The 17,444-nt window shown below is 69.3% G+C and carries 19 protein-coding genes and 1 pseudogene; 10 read left to right on the forward strand and 10 right to left on the reverse strand.

The window, feature by feature from the left end; translation table 11 throughout:
- Positions 1–330: DUF5518 domain-containing protein (locus C472_RS01115; protein ID WP_006627937.1), on the reverse strand; the 330-nt coding region annotated here is incomplete at its 3' end.
- Between the two features lie 138 nt (positions 331–468).
- Between C472_RS01115 and C472_RS01120 the strand changes: the two genes are divergently transcribed.
- The 4 genes from C472_RS01120 (at position 469) to C472_RS17415 (ending at position 4,665) form a co-directional block, all read left to right on the forward strand.
- Positions 469–2,895 carry a heavy metal translocating P-type ATPase gene (locus C472_RS01120; protein WP_006627938.1) on the forward strand — a complete coding sequence of 809 codons (2,427 nt, stop codon included), beginning with the start codon at positions 469–471 and terminating at the stop codon, positions 2,893–2,895.
- Positions 2,896–2,982: 87 nt separating this feature from the next.
- Positions 2,983–3,990 (forward strand): hypothetical protein, encoded by a 1,008-nt coding sequence (locus C472_RS01125; RefSeq protein ID WP_006627939.1) that lies wholly within the window; start codon positions 2,983–2,985, stop codon positions 3,988–3,990.
- 69 nt (positions 3,991–4,059) lie between these two features.
- Positions 4,060–4,359, forward strand: coding sequence for a hypothetical protein (locus C472_RS01130; RefSeq protein WP_006627940.1), 300 nt, complete (start codon positions 4,060–4,062; stop codon positions 4,357–4,359).
- 129 nt (positions 4,360–4,488) lie between these two features.
- On the forward strand, positions 4,489–4,665 hold the full coding sequence (locus C472_RS17415) for a hypothetical protein (protein WP_006627941.1): 177 nt from the start codon (positions 4,489–4,491) through the stop codon (positions 4,663–4,665).
- Positions 4,666–4,711: 46 nt separating this feature from the next.
- Here the strand turns inward: C472_RS17415 and C472_RS01135 are convergent, their stop codons facing one another.
- Positions 4,712–5,779, reverse strand: a complete 1,068-nt coding sequence (locus tag C472_RS01135) for a type II glyceraldehyde-3-phosphate dehydrogenase (protein ID WP_006627942.1) — start codon at positions 5,777–5,779, stop codon at positions 4,712–4,714.
- A 184-nt stretch (positions 5,780–5,963) separates the two neighbouring features.
- Between C472_RS01135 and C472_RS01140 the strand changes: the two genes are divergently transcribed.
- Positions 5,964–6,914 carry an aminopeptidase gene (locus C472_RS01140; RefSeq protein ID WP_006627943.1) on the forward strand — a complete coding sequence of 317 codons (951 nt, stop codon included), beginning with the start codon at positions 5,964–5,966 and terminating at the stop codon, positions 6,912–6,914.
- Positions 6,915–7,308: 394 nt separating this feature from the next.
- On the opposite strand, the gene C472_RS01145 is transcribed toward C472_RS01140, so the two are convergent.
- Together C472_RS01145 and C472_RS01150 are read right to left on the reverse strand one after the other, a co-directional pair.
- Positions 7,309–8,205: an HVO_0234 family beta-propeller protein gene (locus tag C472_RS01145; RefSeq protein ID WP_006627944.1), complete on the reverse strand. Its 897-nt coding sequence runs from the start codon at positions 8,203–8,205 to the stop codon at positions 7,309–7,311.
- Positions 8,206–8,397: 192 nt separating this feature from the next.
- A complete protein-coding gene (locus C472_RS01150) occupies positions 8,398–9,402 on the reverse strand; it encodes a M23 family metallopeptidase (RefSeq protein ID WP_006627945.1) in 1,005 nt (334 codons plus the stop codon).
- Between the two features lie 131 nt (positions 9,403–9,533).
- Between C472_RS01150 and C472_RS01155 the strand changes: the two genes are divergently transcribed.
- The 3 genes and pseudogenes from C472_RS01155 (at position 9,534) to C472_RS01160 (ending at position 12,223) form a co-directional block, all read left to right on the forward strand.
- On the forward strand, positions 9,534–10,517 hold the full coding sequence (locus C472_RS01155) for a hypothetical protein (protein ID WP_006627946.1): 984 nt from the start codon (positions 9,534–9,536) through the stop codon (positions 10,515–10,517).
- 102 nt (positions 10,518–10,619) lie between these two features.
- On the forward strand, positions 10,620–10,784 hold the full coding sequence (locus C472_RS17420) for a DUF7838 family putative zinc beta-ribbon protein (protein WP_006627947.1): 165 nt from the start codon (positions 10,620–10,622) through the stop codon (positions 10,782–10,784).
- Positions 10,785–10,901: 117 nt separating this feature from the next.
- Positions 10,902–12,223, forward strand: a pseudogene (locus C472_RS01160) (CaiB/BaiF CoA transferase family protein).
- Between the two features lie 62 nt (positions 12,224–12,285).
- Here C472_RS01160 and C472_RS01165 read toward each other — a convergent pair.
- The 5 genes from C472_RS01165 to C472_RS01185 form a co-directional block, all read right to left on the reverse strand.
- The gene (locus C472_RS01165) at positions 12,286–12,942 is read right to left on the reverse strand and encodes an HAD family hydrolase (RefSeq protein WP_006627948.1); all 657 of its coding nucleotides are present in this window, start codon (positions 12,940–12,942) and stop codon (positions 12,286–12,288) included.
- 121 nt (positions 12,943–13,063) lie between these two features.
- Positions 13,064–13,537: a hypothetical protein gene (locus tag C472_RS01170; protein ID WP_241432940.1), complete on the reverse strand. Its 474-nt coding sequence runs from the start codon at positions 13,535–13,537 to the stop codon at positions 13,064–13,066.
- A gap of 89 nt (positions 13,538–13,626) precedes the next feature.
- Entirely contained in the window at positions 13,627–14,664 is a 1,038-nt protein-coding gene (gene aceA / locus C472_RS01175; RefSeq protein ID WP_006627950.1) for an isocitrate lyase, read from the reverse strand.
- A 3-nt stretch (positions 14,665–14,667) separates the two neighbouring features.
- On the reverse strand, positions 14,668–14,880 hold the full coding sequence (locus tag C472_RS01180) for a hypothetical protein (RefSeq protein ID WP_006627951.1): 213 nt from the start codon (positions 14,878–14,880) through the stop codon (positions 14,668–14,670).
- The gene (locus C472_RS01185) at positions 14,877–15,254 is read right to left on the reverse strand and encodes a hypothetical protein (RefSeq protein ID WP_006627952.1); all 378 of its coding nucleotides are present in this window, start codon (positions 15,252–15,254) and stop codon (positions 14,877–14,879) included. The genes C472_RS01180 and C472_RS01185 overlap by 4 nt, the downstream gene beginning before the upstream one ends.
- Before the next feature lie 295 nt (positions 15,255–15,549).
- Between C472_RS01185 and thiL the strand changes: the two genes are divergently transcribed.
- Both thiL and C472_RS01195 read left to right on the forward strand, forming a co-directional pair.
- Positions 15,550–16,476, forward strand: coding sequence for a thiamine-phosphate kinase (gene thiL / locus C472_RS01190; protein WP_006627953.1), 927 nt, complete (start codon positions 15,550–15,552; stop codon positions 16,474–16,476).
- Between the two features lie 49 nt (positions 16,477–16,525).
- Entirely contained in the window at positions 16,526–16,966 is a 441-nt protein-coding gene (locus C472_RS01195; RefSeq protein WP_152420568.1) for a hypothetical protein, read from the forward strand.
- A gap of 34 nt (positions 16,967–17,000) precedes the next feature.
- Here C472_RS01195 and C472_RS01200 read toward each other — a convergent pair whose 3' ends face one another.
- Positions 17,001–17,330: a hypothetical protein gene (locus C472_RS01200; protein ID WP_006627955.1), complete on the reverse strand. Its 330-nt coding sequence runs from the start codon at positions 17,328–17,330 to the stop codon at positions 17,001–17,003.
- Positions 17,331–17,444 lie beyond the last annotated feature (114 nt).

Genomic DNA, 17,444 nt, shown 5'->3' on the forward strand with positions numbered 1-17,444 from the left:
GAGCGCCGAATCGATCGCGAACAACAGCGTCAGGAACAGCCCGACGACGAACACCCCCGCACCGCCGAGCAGGCTCCCGATCGGGCCGCCCAACAGGCCGACCAGACTCCCGAACGCCGCGAGCAGCAGCGTGACGACGACCCCGCTCACGGAGCCGGCGAGCAGCCCGTGCCAGAAGCCGGAGAGCAGGCCGCCACCGGCGAGGTAGCCGGCGACGAACCCGCCGATCAGTCCGGCGGCCGCGTGGCCGATCCCCGGAGCGACCGTCGCCAGCAGCCCGGCGACGAGCATCACGACGAACCCGTAGCCGACGGCGCGCCAGTCTGTCATGCGCCGAAGTAGCCGCCTCACGGATAAATACTCGCGGAAAATATTACTACTCATAGCCCCATTTTTAATAACTATTTATAAATAAGCGGTCGAGAATGGTAGTTGGATTAATAACGGTACGGCGGGTAGGGTCTGCCAATGAGCGACTCACGCGAACCGACCGGCCCCGACGACGGGCCGACCGACCCGCCCGACTCGGGGGGCACCGACCCCTCCCACCGGACGGAGCTCCGGCTCTCGGTGCCGGACATGGACTGCTCGTCGTGCGCGGGGAAAGTCGAGGGCGCGCTCGACCGCGAGGGCGTCCGCTCGGTCGACACCCGTCCCACCACGGGCGTCGTCGTCCTCACGTACGACCCCGACCTGACGGACGTCGAGGCGCTGACGGCGGCCGTCGAGCGCGCCGGCTACGCGGTCGCCGACGCGGAGTCGGACGGCGTCGCCGACGACCTGTTCACCAGCCCCCGAGCGATCGCCACCGCGGTCGGCGGGGTCTTCCTCGCGGTCGGTCTCGTCTTGGAGTGGCTGCTCCCCGGCCTCGACCCGACGTTGCTGACGCTCGGCGGGGTCGGCTTCCTCGGCCCGTACGCCGTCACCGGGGCGTCGGTCGCGTACCTGCTGGCGGTCGCGGTCGCCGGGCCGCCGATCCTGCGGAACGGGTTCTACTCGCTGCGGGGCCTGAGCCTCGACATCGACCTGCTGATGAGCGTGGGCGTCGTCGCCGCGCTGCTCGTCGACCTCCCGTTCGAGGCGGCGACGCTGGCGGTGCTGTTCTCGGTCGCGGAGCTGCTCGAACGCTACTCCATCGACCGGGCGCGCACCTCCCTGCGCGAGCTGATGGAGCTGTCCCCCGACGAGGCGGTCGTGATCCGCGACGGCGGGGAGGAGACGGTCCCTGTCGAGCGCGTCGCCACCGGCGAGCGGCTGGCGGTGCGCCCCGGCGAGCGCGTCCCCCTCGACGGAATCGTCCGCGAGGGCTCCGGCGCGGTCGACGAGTCGCCGATCACCGGCGAGTCCGTCCCCGCGGAGAAGGCCCCCGGCGACGAGGTGTACGCCGGCTCGATCAACGAGGCGGGCTACCTCGAGATCGAGGCCACCGCGCCCGCGAGCGAGTCGACCATCGCGCGGGTCGTCGAACTCGTCGAGGCCGCCAACGGCGAGGAGACGCGCGCCGAGCGGTTCGTCGACCGGTTCGCGAGCGTCTACACGCCGATCGTCGTGGTCGGCGCGATCGCCACCGCGGCGCTCGGCCCCGTCCTCGTCGGCGGCGGCGCGGAGACGTGGTTCGTGCGCGGGCTCACGCTGCTCGTGGTCGCGTGCCCGTGCGCGTTCGTCATCTCGACGCCCGTCAGCGTCGTCTCCGGTGTGACCGCGGCCGCCCGCAACGGCGTCCTGATCAAGGGCGGCGAACACCTGGAGGCCGCGGGCGACGTCGACGCCGTCGCGCTCGACAAGACCGGGACGCTCACGCGGGGCGAGCTGTCGGTGACCGACGTCGTCCCGCTCGGCGGCCGCGACGCCGCCGACGTGCTCGCGTGCGCGACCGCCATCGAGCGGCGGAGCGAACACCCGGTCGCGGCGGCGGTCGTGAGCCGGGGTGAGGAGGCGGGAGTCGACGCGGCGGCCGGCGACGAGGCCGGCGCGACCGAGGTCACCGGCTTCGAGGCGCTGACCGGCGAGGGCGTCCGCGCCGACCTCGACGGCGAGACCCACTACGCGGGCAAGCCCTCGCTGTTCGCGGACCTCGGCTTCGACCTGAGCCACGCGCACGTCCGGTCCGACGGCGGCGTGGTCCGTGGCGCGGAGCGGCCCGGGTGGGCCGAGGACGCCGCGGCGACGGCCGAGCCCGAGCCCTGCGACCACGGCCAGTACCTCGACCTCGCGAGCGAGACGATCCCGCGGCTCCAGGCCGAGGGGAAGACGGTCGTCCTCGTGGGGACCGAGGACGAACTGGAGGGCGTCATCGCGGTCGCGGACACCGTCCGTCCCGAGGCGGCGTGGGTCGTCGACCGGCTCCACGACCTCGGGATCGAGCGCGTCGCGATGCTCACCGGCGACAACGAGCGGACCGCGCGGGCGATCGGCGACCGCGTCGGCGTCGACGAGGTGCGCGCGGAGCTGCTGCCGGACGAGAAGGTCGCGGCGGTCCGCGAGATCGCCGCCGAGACGGAGGGCGGCGTGGCGATGGTCGGCGACGGGATCAACGACGCGCCGGCGCTCGCGGCCGCCGACGTGGGGATCGCGATGGGGGCCGCAGGCACCGACACCGCCATCGAGACCGCCGACGTGGCGCTGATGGCCGACGACCTGACGCGGCTCCCGTACGTGGTCGACCTCTCGGCGCGGGCGGGCGACACGATCCGCCGGAACATCGGGGCCTCGCTCGCGGTGAAGGCCGTCCTCGCCGCGGGAGCGCCGCTCGGCTACGTGAGCGTGGCGATGGCCGTGGTCGTCGGCGACATGGGGATGAGCCTCGGGGTCACCGGTAACGCGCTCCGGCTCGGTAACGTCGAGCCCGCGGAGCCGCCGGAAGCGGACGGGGAGTCAGCGGCTGCGGACGCCTGAACGCGGTCGGCACGTCAACCGTGATCCGGGTCCGCACGCGGATGACCGGCCCGCAGCTTTTTCGCTCGGCGGTGACAACTCGGTCACATGCCCTCCGACAGCGGTACGGCCGGCGACGCGGCCCAGACCGCGGTCGCTCCGACCGAGTCCGATCGCGAGACCGGCGTCGTCGACGGCGACTCCCCGAGCGAAGCGTCCGTCGAGACGGATGAGGACGCGGCCCGCGACGCCGACGAGGGACGGATCGAGTGGGGGCCGGTCCGGCACGACCGCCTCCGGTCGCTCGTGACCGGGGGGTCGGTCGGGGTTACCGGCGTCCTGCTCGTCGCGGTCCTCGGTGTCGCCGCCGCGATGCTCTCGGAGGCCGCGACCGGCGGGATTTCGATTCCGGCCGTCGGTCCCGCCGGGGTCGTCGCCGGTGTCGGCCTCCTGGTGGCGCTCGCGGTGACCACGCTGCCGTCCCTGTACGTCTGGTACTCAGAGACGGAGGCGGACGAGTGGTCGCTCGCCCGGCTTCGCGACGCGGCCGGGACCCTCCGACCCGGGTGGACGCTCGGCGGACTGGGGGTCGTCCTCGCGCTGGTCTTCGGGCTTCCGGGAGACTTCCTGTCGGCGCTGTGGCCGCTGTTCTGGGTGGTGTGGGCCCTGCCGGCCATCGCGCAGTCCGCCGGAACGATCGTGCGACTCGACGCCGCGGCGGCGACCGTCGAACGAACGTATATAAAACGGGACCACACTCGGACCGACGACCTCGGGTCGGTGATCCGGACGCGCCGGATCGACCTCCCGCGGACGACGGTGTTCCTGCTCGCGTACCGCGGGAACACGTGGTACCGGTCGACGCCGTGGCTGTTCGTGCCGACGGATCGGGCCGACGAGGTCGAGTCCGCGCTCGACGCGGTGCTGGCCGAGAGCGACGGGCCGGACCGGGCGAGCGTCCCCGAGCGACTCACTCTCGCGGCGCTGGGATCGTTCTCGCTCGTCGTCGGGATCCTGATGGCGATCGCGGGCGGCGAGGGCGCGGGCGGACTGGCGCTGGCGCTGCTCACCGCCCCGTTCTCGCTGCTGTTCCTCGCGCTCGCCGCCCGGCTGTGAACCGGCTTCGGCACCGGACGTGCGACCCCCTACCACGCGACTCATATACCCGCGTCCCGTAGCGCGAACATGGACAGACAGCGTCTGGAACGCGCGCTCGAAGACGAGTTCGGCGGGACCGAGGCGGAGCGGCGCGCCGTCTCGCGAGCGGCCCGCGACCTCGTCGACTCCGGACGGCCCTCCGAGGACCGCGGCCACGGACTGACGGTGACCGGGGTGATCGGACACCTGGAGGACGCCCCCGACAGATCCTCGCTGATCGAGCGGTGGAACTGGTGGATGGGCGCGCTCGACGCCGCCTACGGCGGCTATGACTACTTCACCGTGCGGTTCGTCGAGGGGGACGAGGCGACCGGGCTCCGTCGGTAGGGGCTCAAACCGGGTTCGACCGCAATCGATCCGGTCCCGGAATCGTCGGTACCGACGCCGAGCCGTCCACTTTCACTTTCACTCCGCGGACGGCTCGCTTATAGGGGCGTTCCGAACCGATCGGGAGGTATGAGCGCAGTCACCGCCGACCGACCGCGATACGCGACGCCGACGCGCGTGGACGTCACCGAGTGTCGAACCGACCGCCTCCCGGACCGGGTCCGGGCGAACCGCGTCGACGGCAGCGAGGTCCACCTCGAACGCCGCGGCGGGCGGACGTTCCTCGTGACGCGACCGACCGAGTGAGCCGCGGCTCCGCGCGGTAACAGGCGAGACGGACCGATCCCGACCGTCAGTCGTCGGCCGCGAGTTCCGCGCGCCCGAGTTCGTCGTTCCCGAGCCGGCTGCGGAGGCCGACACCGAGCGTCTCGTTCGTGCGCGCCATCGACGCCGCCGCGTCGACGTCGGTCGTCATCGCGCGGATCGCGTCGACGTTCTCGGGGACGACGTCGGCCTCCTGGTGAACGTTCTGGAAGAGGTAGAGGTCTCGACCCGTGACGCTTATCGACTCCGCCCAGACGCAGTTCTCCCAGAGGTCGCTCCGGGGACGTCCCGCGTCGGCCGCGTACTCCTTTAACGCGCCGGCACCGTCGATGCCCGCGCCCTCGGGGACGAGGAAGATCCGGTCCTCGTCGCCGAGCAGGTCACGGACGCCGCTCTCGTCCGGTTCCGTCTCCAGCGTGACGTTGACGCTGTGGGTGTGCATCCCCGTCACCGGAGCCTTCAGCGCCGCGGTGTCGACCGCGAGGTCGGGGAGGATCTCGTTCACGTCGGGGCCGTGGTGAGAGGGGACGGTCGCCGGGTCGGGGACGATATCGTTTATCGGGCCGCGGTCGGTCTCGCTCGGGTCGCCGCCGCGGCGCACGAGGGTGACGCGCGCCTTCTCGACGCCGTACGCCTCGTCGAGCGGCGCGAGCAGCCGGGAGAGCGCGGTCGTGTTACAGGAGACGACGCGGACCGAGTCCGCGTCGCGGGCGGCCTCGTAGCGCCCGCGGGCGTTGAAGGAGGCCTCGGCGACGGCGGCGTCCTCGCCCCCTTGGAAGATCGCCGGCGTGTCGTGGGCCTCGTAGACGGGGGCGTTGCGCTCGCCGACGCCCGAGGGCGCGCAGTCGACGATCACGTCGACGGCGTCGAGGAGGTCGCCCAGCGTCCCCGCCAGATCGACGCCGGCGGCCGCGAACTCGTCGGTGCGGTCGTCGACCGCGGTGTACAGGTCGTAGCCGCGGCGGGCCGCGGCCTCGACGCCGTAGTCGGGTGACGCCTTCGTCACGCCGACGAGTTCCATGTCGGGCTGGGCCGCCACGGCGTCCGCGACCCGTTTCCCGATCGTGCCGTAGCCGTTGACGCCCACGCGTGTCATATCCGTCCGTCACTCGGGGACCGACATAATGTTTTCGAGAGTAGCAAAATGAAATTAACTACCCCACGAGTAAGCAGTCAGTTAATTCGACGGGGTTCGCCACCGGACGTAAATAATTCGATTACGGAACTGAGTAACATCGTCGATGACAAGGCCTAACGCCCGGCCGTTCGGAGGGGCGGGTATGACAGCCGACCTCTCCGAGGGCGCGTCGACCGCGATCGAACAGTGCCTGAACGTCGCCGCCGACGAGTCCGTCGTCGTCGTCACCGACGACGAGCGCGAACCGATCGGCGAGGCGCTCTACGCGGCCGCGAGCGCCGTCACGGACGACGCGACGGTCCTGCGGTACCCGCCGGCCGACCAGCACGGGGCGGAGCCGCCGGCCCCGGTCGCGGCCGCGATGGCCGAGGCGGACGTCTTCCTCGCGCCGACGACGAAGAGCCTGAGTCACACACGTGCTCGCGGGGCCGCCTGCGACGCCGGCGCGCGCGGCGCGACGCTTCCGGGGATCACCGAGGGCGTGTTCACGACCGGCCTCGACGCCGACTACGCCGCCATCGAGGCCGCCTGCGACGACGTGCTCGGCCAGATCGGCGACGCGGACGAGATCCGCGTCACCGCGCCCGCCGGCACCGACATCACGTTCGGGGTCGGCGACCGGGAGTGGCTCGCCGACACCGGGATGGTCCGCGACCCGGGCGACTTCTCGAACCTCCCCGCGGGCGAGGTGTTCGTCGCGCCGGAGACCGCGACCGGTACCTACGTCGTCGACGGCACGATGATGCCCCACGGCCTCCTCGACGAGGGCCAAGAACTCGCCTTCGAGGTCGAGGACGGGCTCGTCACGTCCATCTCGGACGACGAGATCCGCGCCGACGTGGAGGCGGCCGCCGAGGAGGTCGGCGACGCCGCGTACAACCTCGCGGAACTCGGCATCGGGACGAACGTGGGCGTCGACGAGCTGGTCGGCTCGGTCCTCTTGGACGAGAAGGCCGGCGGCACCGTCCACATCGCGATCGGCGACAACGCCGGGATCGGCGGCGAGACCGACGCGCCGCTCCACCTCGACGGGATCGTTCGGAACCCGACCGTCTACGCCGACGGCGACGAGATCGAGCTTCCGAGCGCGTAAGCGAGCCGAATTCGAGAACGGGATCGGTCGCCGAGAAGTGAACTGCGGTGGCGCGTGCCTGCGAGCGGCCGACAGGCCGCGAGCCAGCACGCGCGAGGGACGCGGCGACCGGAGCGAAGCGAAGGGAGCCGCGAGGCTGGGGAGGTGTGAGGCTGTGTGGTGCGGGGCGGGACTCGAAGGGGCAGCCGAGAGGCGGGCGCAGGCGACGTAAGCACCACAGCGAAGGAGCGACAGCGACTGAGCGAGGAGCGCAGCGAGCGTGCGCCCGCCTCTCGGCTGGGGCTTCGGTGGTTTCAGTCTCGGGATCGTTCCCGGCAAACCTACTGACGTACAGCCGAGTAATGGAGACTTCGACGGCGCTTCCCACTGTTTCTACCTGAACGCGATCAGCGACTCATTCCACGGCGGCGAGCGCGACGCCCGAAACGTCCCGGACGCCGACCACTTGGTGTCGCCAGCCGTCACCCGCGTCCACGCAGAGCGTCCCCGCGGCGGTGACTGCGACCGAGACGCCCGGCCCGTAACCGAGCGCGACCGCCTCTTCATCGACCGGTAGATCGGTCGGCTCCCACGTCTCGTCGCCCCACTCGCCCGCACCCGAGTGAACGAACAACTCCCCCTCGACGACCGCCATCGCGTGGCCGTCGCCGTCGGCCGCGACCGCCTCGGCCGCGCCCTCGCAGACCGTCATCCAGCCGTTGCCGAGCCAGTAGAGCCCCGCGCCAGTGGCCGCCAGCGGCATCCCGGCCCCGGCCACGTCGCGCGCATCGTCGAGGCCGACATCCTCGACCCCGCCGCCCGCGACCCGGTACACGCCGTCGGCGGCCGCAACGAGCGCGCCGTCGACCGCCCGCGGCTCCGCGACGGAGCCGAGCCGCGTCGTCGACGCGACCGCCGTCCCGCCGTCCGCGAACGCGACGCGCTCGACCGCGCCGCCCTCGCGCGCGACGAGCAACGAGCCGTCGCGAGAGCCGTCACGACCGCGCGCCGGACCGACCGCGACCGCCGGGTCGTCGTCGACCGACGAGAACGCCGGGTCCTCGCCGACCGCGGCGACGGCGAGGCCGTCGGGCGTGGCCGCGGCGGCAAGGTCGGTCGACCCGTCGCGCGCGAGGACGGCGACGTCGCGGGCCGGATCGCGGGCGACCATGTCGAACGCGCCGACCTTGTCGGCCGACAGCGAGACGCGGACGATCCCGGTCCCGGTCGCGACGTAGGCGTCGGTGCGGCCGGCGCTGCCCGCGTACACGCGCTTTTCGTCGATCGAGATGTCGTCCTCGGCGGGTGCCATCGGGCGGGATTTCACCGGCGGGGCGGAAAAGTCCCGCGCGGTTCGCCCGAGGGGACAGCAGTCCGACCGACGCGTCCGGAGCGGCTCCGTCGGAATCCTCGACAGAATTTCGACAGAGCTGGAGTGATCCGTTACCGAAGTCCGAAATCCGTCTCCGCCTGTGATAGCCCCTGTCCACCGGTTTTTTCGGATTCACCGGCGTTGCCGGACGCGGTCACCGGCCCAGAGGTACACCCCGTCCCCGCCTTCGCGGTCGGCGTAGACCGCGCGCTCCTCCGCCTTCCGGTCGTCGCGCTCGACGTCGACGCTGTGGAAGCGGGGCGCGAGGCCCGAGGCGGTCCAGAAGCCCGGCGTGTCCTGAAGCTGGTAGTGGAGGTGCGGTTCGCTGGAGTGTCCGGAGTTGCCACACCGACCGATGGTGTCGCCCGCCGCGACTTCTTGGCCCTCGGAGACCGCCGTGCTCCCGGCTTGAAGGTGTGCGAGGAAGGAGTACTCCCCGTCGGCGTGTTCGATCGTGACGTGGTTGCCCGCGATGTCCCAGGTGCGCCACTCGACGAGCGCCGTGCCGACACCCGGGTAGTCCCGGCGGCGGTCGCTCACGTCCACGATCGTCCCGTCGGCGGGGGCGACGACCGGTTCGCCGTAGGCGTAGTAGTCCCCGAGTTCCGTTCCCGATCCGGCGTGGGTCTCCCCGTCGCCGTCGGTTCGGAGGAAGTCGTAGGCGTAGCGCTGAGAGAAGATCCCCCACGAGTGGGAGGTGTTGGGCGTGACGCCCCCGTTGACGACGGTCCACTCGCCCTCAACGGGAAGCCGCAACTCCGTCTCGGGGGTGTGTCGATCCGTGCTCGGTAAATTTCCCCGGTACCGTACGTATGCGACTCCCTGTCCGGCGATCTGGAGCACTTGTGTGAAGATCCCCCACGGCGTGAACGCCCAGCGGAGCATCCCGAGGAGGTAGACCGCCCGCTCGCGGTTCGTCATCTCGTACTCGAAGCCGTCCTCGTCGCTCGACACGGTCGAGAGCAGCATCGGGAGCAGTCCCCCGCCCAGATAACAGAGGAAGGCCAGCCACCACGGTCCGCCGAAGTGGTTCACGGTGAAACCGAGCGCGAAGCCGGCACCCACGACGAGCCACACGTTGACGCCGGCGAGGCGTTCGAGCACGCGCCGGGGGAGGGAACGAGCGGGTTCGACCATACCGTCCGGTGATCCATGAGCGAGATAGTCGTTTGGGTGCTGCCAGCGGCGTGCCGTTCCGATACTCCGCGCTCGTCCCACCCCGCGCCCGTTCCGACGGCCATTTGGTCGCCCCCGGTCTATCACCGCGCGTGCAATCGGTCGCCGCCGACCTCTCGGTGCTGCTCGCGGACGTGGTCCCCCGGCTCGCCCGGATCACGGCGTTCATCGCGGGCGGCGTCTTCGCCGCCAACGTCGCCGTCGCGTTCGGGCTGGTCCGCTACGTCGCGGGGCTCGCGGGGTGGCTCACGCGACCCGCGAACCTCCCGGACGAGGTCGGCACGGCGATCCTCACGACCGCGGCGTCGACGACAGCGGGGTACGCCACCCTCGCGGAGTACCGCGAGTCGGGCCTCCTCGACGACCGGGCGACGCTCGTCGCCGTGGTGATGAACACGTTCTTCGGGTTCGTCCAGCACGTCTTCACCTACTACGTCCCGGTGTTGATCCCGATCCTCGGAGTCACCACCGGGGCCGTCTACGTCGGCGCTCGCGCCGGCATCGCGCTTTTCATCAGCGTCACCGGCGTCCTCGCGGGCGGCCTGCTCCTCTCGGAGTCGAACATCGACCGGAGCGCGCTCGCCGACGTCGACGCGACCGGCCCCGAGGCCGACGACCGCGACCCCCGCGAGCGCGTCCGCGACGCCGCCGGGAAGTCGTGGGGCACGCTCCGGCGGATCGTCCCGCGGCTGGCGGTCGTCTACACCGTCGTGATCTGGCTCGTCTCCACGTACGACGTGTCGGCGCTGACGGCCGTCGCGGAGCCGATCACGGGCGTGTTGGGGCTGCCGGGGGCCGCCGTCCCCGTCATCGCGGTGTTCACGCTCGACACCACCGCGGGGGCGGCGACGCTCGCGGGGACCGAGGCCGGCGTGTTCACCACGCGCACCGCGGTCGCGTCGCTGCTGATCGGGAGCATCCTCTCCTTTGCCGTCTCCACGTTCCGGCGTTCAATCCCGTTTCAGTACGGGATCTGGGGCGCGTCGTTCGGGACGAAGGTGATCGTCGTCAACACCGCGCTGAAGCTGGTTTTCATCGCCGCGACGGTCGCGCTGCTGCTCGCGCCGGTGTGGTGAGGTCGGCCCGACGAGCACAGCGCTCGCGGCGAGGGGTCGCCGACCGCGATCCGCGTCGCTCGAATCAGTAAGTTCAACACCGCCCCCGACCGATCGCCGGACATGGCGCTCGAAAAGGACGTGGACTGTCCCGCGTGCGACGAGACCCGTTCGTTCTACCGGACCGCGGCGATGACGCTCCACCTCGGCGAGAAGACGAAGTGGCGCTGTCCCGACTGCGGCTACGGCTACGTCGAGATCGACGGGATCGACACGCTCCCGGCCTGAGCCGGCCGCCGCCATCGTTTTCCGCCCCTCGCGACCACGCCGCAACACTCAGTAGCCCGGCGGCTGAGCCGGATCGCATGAACCGGACACGGCTGTGGTCCGCGGAGGCGAGCCCGCGTGGTCGGTGAGGCGCGCGACCCCGAGAGCGACGTCGGCCCGCTCGACGGGCTCACGGTACTGGACCTCTCGCGCGTCCTCGTCGGCCCGTTCTGTACGATGCAGCTCGGCGACCTCGGCGCGGAGGTGATCAAGGTCGAGCGCCCGGGACCGGGCGACCAGACCCGGACGTGGGTCCCGCCGGCGTTCAGCAAGCGGGACGAGGGCGGCGACGACGAGAGTGACGAGCGCGTCGACGGCGAGGGCGACGAGGGCGGCGACAGCGAGAGCGTCGCGGAGGGCGCGGAGAGCGCCTACTACGTCAGCGTCAACCGCAACAAGCGGTCGATCCAGCTGGATCTGACGACCGAGGCCGGTCGCGCGGTCGTCCGCGACATCGCCCGCGAAGCGGACGTGCTCGTCGAGAACTTCCGGGTCGGCAAGACCGCGGAGTGGGGCCTCGACTACGGCGATCTCGTCGACGAGAACCCCGGCCTCGTCTACTGCGGCATCTCCGGCTACGGCGAGTGGGGGCCGGACCGCGACAAGCCCGCCTACGACATCATGATGCAGGCCCGCGGCGGCTTCATGTCCTTTACCGGCGTCGAGGACGGGCCGCCGGTCCGGATCGGCGTCGCGCTCGCCGACGTCGGTGCCGGGATGTACGCGACGCAGGCGATTCTCGCGGCCCTCCTCGAACGCGAACTCGGCGACGGCCGGGGACAGAAGATCGACGTGAGCCTCCTCGACGGGCAGGCCGCCTGGACCAGCTACATGGCGACGAACTACTTCGCCAGCGGCGAGCCCCCGGGACGGTTGGGGAGCAAGCACCCGAACATCGCTCCGTACCGGGCGTTCGAGACGGCGGACGACTACGTCGTCGTCGCCTGCTCGTCGGACCGGTTCTGGCCGCCGCTGTGCGAGGCGATCGACCGCCCCGACCCTGTCTCTTATACACATCTCTGAGCGGGCNCCCGCTCAGAGATGTGTATAAGAGACAGGTCCTCGGCCGCGAACTCGAGGAGACGTTCGCGTCGATGACGACCGCGGAGGCGACCGCGGTCCTGGAGGAACACGACGTGCCCGCGAGCCGCGTCCGCGACGTGGGCGAGGTGTTCGACGACCCCCAGATCGAGGCCCGCGGGATGCTCGCCGAGGCGGAACATCCGACCGCCGGGACCGTGCGGTTCCCCGGCTCGCCGATGTACTTCTCGCGGACGCCGACGACCGTCCGCCGGCACCCGCCCGCACTGGGCGAACACACGGAGTCGGTGTTACGCGAGTACGGCTACGGCGACCGCGACATCGACGACCTCCGGGAGCGCGGCGCGATCTCGGAATAGCGGCGCAGTCGGAGTTCGCACCGGTTGCCGGTCTCACGTCGTACTCGCTCAGCACGAAGTGGCTACTCTGCCGAGCCGGTCGAGAGTAGCGGAAGCAGTACCCCCGCGAGTTCTTCCGTTGTGTTGGCAGCCACCGGTGCGTTCGGCTGGTCCTCTTCGCCGACGTAGACCGTTTTGAACCCTGCTTCTCGTGCGGGAACGATGTCTTCCTCGAACGTATCTCCAACGTAGACGAAGGTATCCGCGGGAAGTCGTTTCTTAGCCTCTTCGAAGATGTCTCTATCCGGTTTTCTTGCCCCGACTTCGTTCGATATAATGATCTCATCTACGAGTTCGTCGAGACCGTGAATCTCGATCTTCCGGCGTTGCATCCGTCCATCGCCGTTCGTGAGAACGCCGGTGTGATGTCGAGTTGCGATGGATTCGACGAGAGACACCACTGCGTGTGATATCCGCGTCGCGGTAGCTTCCATTTCAACGTATTCTGCGGCAAGCGCTTCGGGGTCCACGTCGAGGTCATACTCGTCACGAACCGCTTCAAACGCTCGCTGGTACGGTCGTCCCGCCAAGTTTCTGATATTGCGGAGTACCTGCTCGGAATACGTCTCGGACATCTCTGTGGTAACCTCGATGGGAAGCGTCTGTGCGAAGAGCTCAGCGAAGGAAGTACTGTAGTTCAGTAGCGTCCCGTCGAGATCGAAATAGACCGTGGTAGCCATACGTGAGGATACACTTGTTCGAGTGATATAGTTTGATAAATTTACACTTCCTCAGTAACTGGGTCATCGAAGCCGGGAGGTAATGAAAATTACCTGATATACGGCGCACGTGGTGAACGTACTACGGATGTAGCGTTGTGTCGGCCGTTTCTCTGAAACCCTTGTAATAAATGAGCCCCCAGATCGGCGTCGACAGATTGTAGTCGACGGTGCTCTCGGCGGGATAGACGACGACCGGAAACTCGAAAGCTGACCAGTGTTTAGGCGCGTACTCGGAGATCCACTCGGTCAGATCGGTGTCGGTGACCACGACCGGATAGACGACGAGGTTGCCGCCCAACCCCCGCGGGAGTTTCGATTTCACCGAGAGGCCGTACTCGAAGGCGGCCTCACTGAACGACGCTGCTTCAGCGGGCGTGTCCGCGGTGCCGACCACGAACACGGTATCGACGAGCCCGAACTTGGATATCTCGAGCGAGCGATCGTGAAACACCGTCACCCGCTGGTCGTTCACTGTCGTCGACGTTCGTTCGAAGTCGCTGAGCCGACCCGCAAGCGTCTGAATGTATTTTTCGGCAGCAGCGTCGAATCCCATATATTTAGAACATTAGTAACTAATTAAAAACTTGTTCGTGAAAAAGACGGATCGACGCGAGGGGCAGATCGCGCCCCCGAGTCTACGTCTCAGTCGTCGTCTTCGGCCGTGATCGGGTCGCTCTCCTCCTCGGTGAAGCCGGCCGACTCCTCCTGTCGCTTGCGGGCCTCGGGATCGAACTCGGCCTCGATGTCCTGGTACCGCGGGACGAAGGAGAGTTCGTGGTGGCTCTCCGTCTCGTGGCCGATGTAGCGCTCTTCGAGGTCGAACTGCGCCTGCTCGTCGTTCTCGGCGATGTTCGAGAGGTCCTCGTAGACGGCGTGTGCGCCCGAGTGGAGCCCGTACAGCGTGATGAAGATGTACTGGTACCCCAGATCGCCTAACTCCTCGAAGGTGAGCGGGTCCTCCTCCGCGCCCCACTCGAACGACGAGGAGTAGTTGAAGGCCAGATCCAGGTCGGGGTGGGTCTCGTGGATCGTCTCGGCGTACTCGACCGCGTCCTCGCGGGACGGGTCGGGCATCTCCGGCCAGACGAGGTCGACGCCGGCGTCGGCGTAGATCCGCCCGCGTTCGAGGTGTTCCTCCCAGTCGCCGTTCGCGGAGCCGTAGGCGTCGGTGCGGGCGATGATGACGGTGTCCTCGCTCTGCTTGGCGTCGACGGCCGCCTCGAAGCGCGAGCGGGCCTGCTCGCGGGAGACGATCTGCTTGCCGGCGATGTGGCCGCAGCGCTTCGGCGAGGTCTGGTCCTCGATGTGGACGGCGGCGACGCCGGCCTTCTCGTACTCGCGGACCGCGCGCCGGACGTTGTGGATCCCGCCGTAGCCGGTGTCGCAGTCGGCGATGACGGGGAGGTTCGTCGCCTCGACCATGCGTTTGGCGTTCTCGACCATCTCGGTCATCGTGACCATCTCCAGGTCGGGGAACCCGAACTGGCCGAGGACGGTCGAGTAGCCGCTCATGTAGGCCGCGTCGAGGCCCGCCATCTCGGCGAGGCGGGCGTCGAGGGCGTGGTAGATCCCGGGCGCGAACGTGTAGTCCTGCTCCTCGAACAGCTCGCGGAGCTTTCGGCCGGCCGGGTTGTCGATATCTCTGTCGAAGACGTCGTCGTCGAGTTCGTTGGGGTTCATGGATTACTGCGTGGTAGCGTGGTCGCCGGGTCGGTTCGTCGGCAGGCGGCGAGTGTCGTCGGTCCGCGTCGTAGTGCGTCCCTCGTCATCAGACCGGGTCGCGAGCGCGAGCGTCGTGGGGTCGGGCCGGGGGCCGTCGCCGGTCCCCGTCATCGGGACCGGTCCGCGCGTCGAGCGGGTCGGACGCGTCCGGTCGCGGGCGGCGTCGGCGCTCATCGCGAGCCCCCGTCGGTCCGCGTCCGCGAGGCGGGGCGCAGGTCGGGGACGAGCGGCGCGTCGCGCTCGCCGTCGGTCGGGGGCCGGGTGGGCGTGCGGGTCTCGGTCCGCGGCGCGTCGCGCTCGCCGTCGGTCCCCGTCGGCGAGCCGGGCGATCGCGCGGTCGTCGCTCGGCGGGTCGTGATCGTCGGGACCAGCGGCGCGCCCGCCTCCTCGGTGAGCGGGGTGCGGCCGGGGACCGTCCGCGGAGAAGTGGTTGGATCGGTCGCGGTGGCGGCGTCGGTCGCGGTAGTCGGCGTCGAGTCCGTCGATCGGGTGGTCGTGTCGTCGGTGCGTCGGGTCGTGTCGTCGGGCGTGTCGTTAGGTGTCGTCATCGGGTCGTGTGGGCGGCTGCGGCGGTCGTTCGGTGGTCCGGTCTATGCGTCGGGTCCGCGCGTGGTCGTGTACGGATACGGATACTGCCATTGCGAACGGTAGGATTCGGAGGACGGTAATAAACATAATGATTGATAATGATAATATTCGTTATGTTGTTTTACTCGATTAAATGTTCCATGACAACACGCGGCACGGCAGCGGGAGATTCGGCGTGACCGTCGGCGAGGGTCACAGCGGCGAGGGCGGTCCGGGACCGATCGCTTATTGGTTCCACGCGCGGAGCGTGGAACAGTGAACGAGCGCGACGCCCTCCGGGCGCTGGCGGCCGACCTCCCGCACGCGGGCGACGACGCCGCCGTCGTCGGCGGGACGGTCATCACGACGGACATGCTCCACGAGCGGACCGACTTCCCGCCGGGCACCGCGCGGTACACCGCGGGCTGGCGCGCGGTCGGCGCGTCGCTGTCGGACGTGGCCGCGACGGGGGCCGCGGCGAGCGCCGCGGTCGCCGTCTACGCCGACGAGGCGTTCGACCGCGCGGAACTGGAGCGGTTCGTCGCCGGCGCGGTCGACGTCTGCGAGGCGGTCGACGCCGAGTACGTCGGCGGCGACCTCGACGAACACGTGGAGTTCACCACCGCGACCACCGCCATCGGGGAGGTCACGGACGCCGGCCCGGTCACGCGGGACGGCGCTGCCCCCGGCGACGCGCTCTGCGTCACCGGCGAGTGGGGCCGATCCGCCGCGGCGCTGCGGCTGTTCGAACGCGGAGACGCGGGGGACGACGACGCGGCGGTCGAGCGCGCCAACGAGCTGTTCCGGTTCACGCCGCGCGTGGCCGACGGGCTGGCGCTGGCCGGGAACGCGACCGCGATGATGGACTCCTCGGACGGGCTCGCCCGGTCGTGTCACCAGTTGGCCGAGGCGAGCGGCGTCGGGATCGAACTGGACCGGGGGGCGGTCCCGGTCCACTCCGCGGTCGAGGAGGTGGCCGACGACGCCGACGAGCGGTTCGAGTTGGCGGCGCACTTCGGCGAAGACTTCGAGCTGTTGTGTGCGATCCCGGAATCGGCGGTGGCGGCGGCACGGAAGGCGTGTCCGGCCGGGCTGACGCGGATCGGGAGGGTGATCGAGGAAAGTGGGAGCGAGGTCGAAGCGCGCGTCGCGGCCGACGGCGAGCCGTTGCCCGACCGCGGCTACACGCACGGGGATGAATAACTACCAAATTCCAACGGAATAATACATCACCCTGTCTATAGATTAATTCATGCGGAGACGAGCCCTCCTCGGAACCTCTGCTGTCACCGTGACTTCACTCACCGGTTGTCTCGGGCGTTTTCAAGGCGGATACGTCTTGAACCACCTGCTATTGTCCGAAGTATCTGAGACAGACCGCGAGGCCGGTCAAGAGAGGTCGGCGGGCGATGTCGAGATTCTCGTCGAATGCGGCGGTGAGGCGGTTCACGCGTCTACGCACACTCGCCCGATAGAGCAGCCGCCCGAGGACGAACCCGTCATCGTGTCCGACGAATTTCCGGACGAACGGCGTCGGATTGAGGTAACTGTTCAGTCAGGAGAGAACACTCTCGAAAGAGCGTTCGAGACCAGCATATTCGAAGAGTACGATGGGTACTGTATCGATGTCCACGTCATGCTGTGGGGAGACCGCATGAGCGCGGAGCTGTTTGGTTCTCCGTACGACTGTTGAGTCGTCTGTCTGATTTTAGTAACGGCTACTCCGGTCAGTTCGTCGCTCGATACGCCTGTCCGCCGCGAACGAGGCCCAGGAACGCGAGGAACAGGTAAGAGATGACGAGTTGTCCGAGACCCCACTTTAGCGCGCTGAGAACGGCGAACGCGAGCGCGAGGACGCCGACGAGTAGCATGACGAGCGCGTACGCTCGCAGCCGCCGGGCGATCAGGCACACGCCGGCGACGCCGACCAACGAGATGAGACTACCGAGGGGGTACCAGGCGGGCCGATCGAAGCCGTAGACGACGATCCCTCCGAGGAGTCCCACGACGGTGAGCCCCACGCTCGTGCGGTCGAGGCGCAACCCCTGGTTGCTCACGTTCGTGCGACCGAGGTATCCCTGAAACGCTCTTGGGTAGAGGATTGTTGGTCAGTTCTCAGCTGGAGCTAGAAGTCACAGCAGGCAAGGGTGACGCAACCGCGTCACCCGACG

The sequence above is a fragment of the Halorubrum tebenquichense DSM 14210 genome (assembly GCF_000337415.1).
In the GTDB taxonomy this organism is placed as follows: Archaea; Halobacteriota; Halobacteria; order Halobacteriales; family Haloferacaceae; genus Halorubrum; species Halorubrum tebenquichense.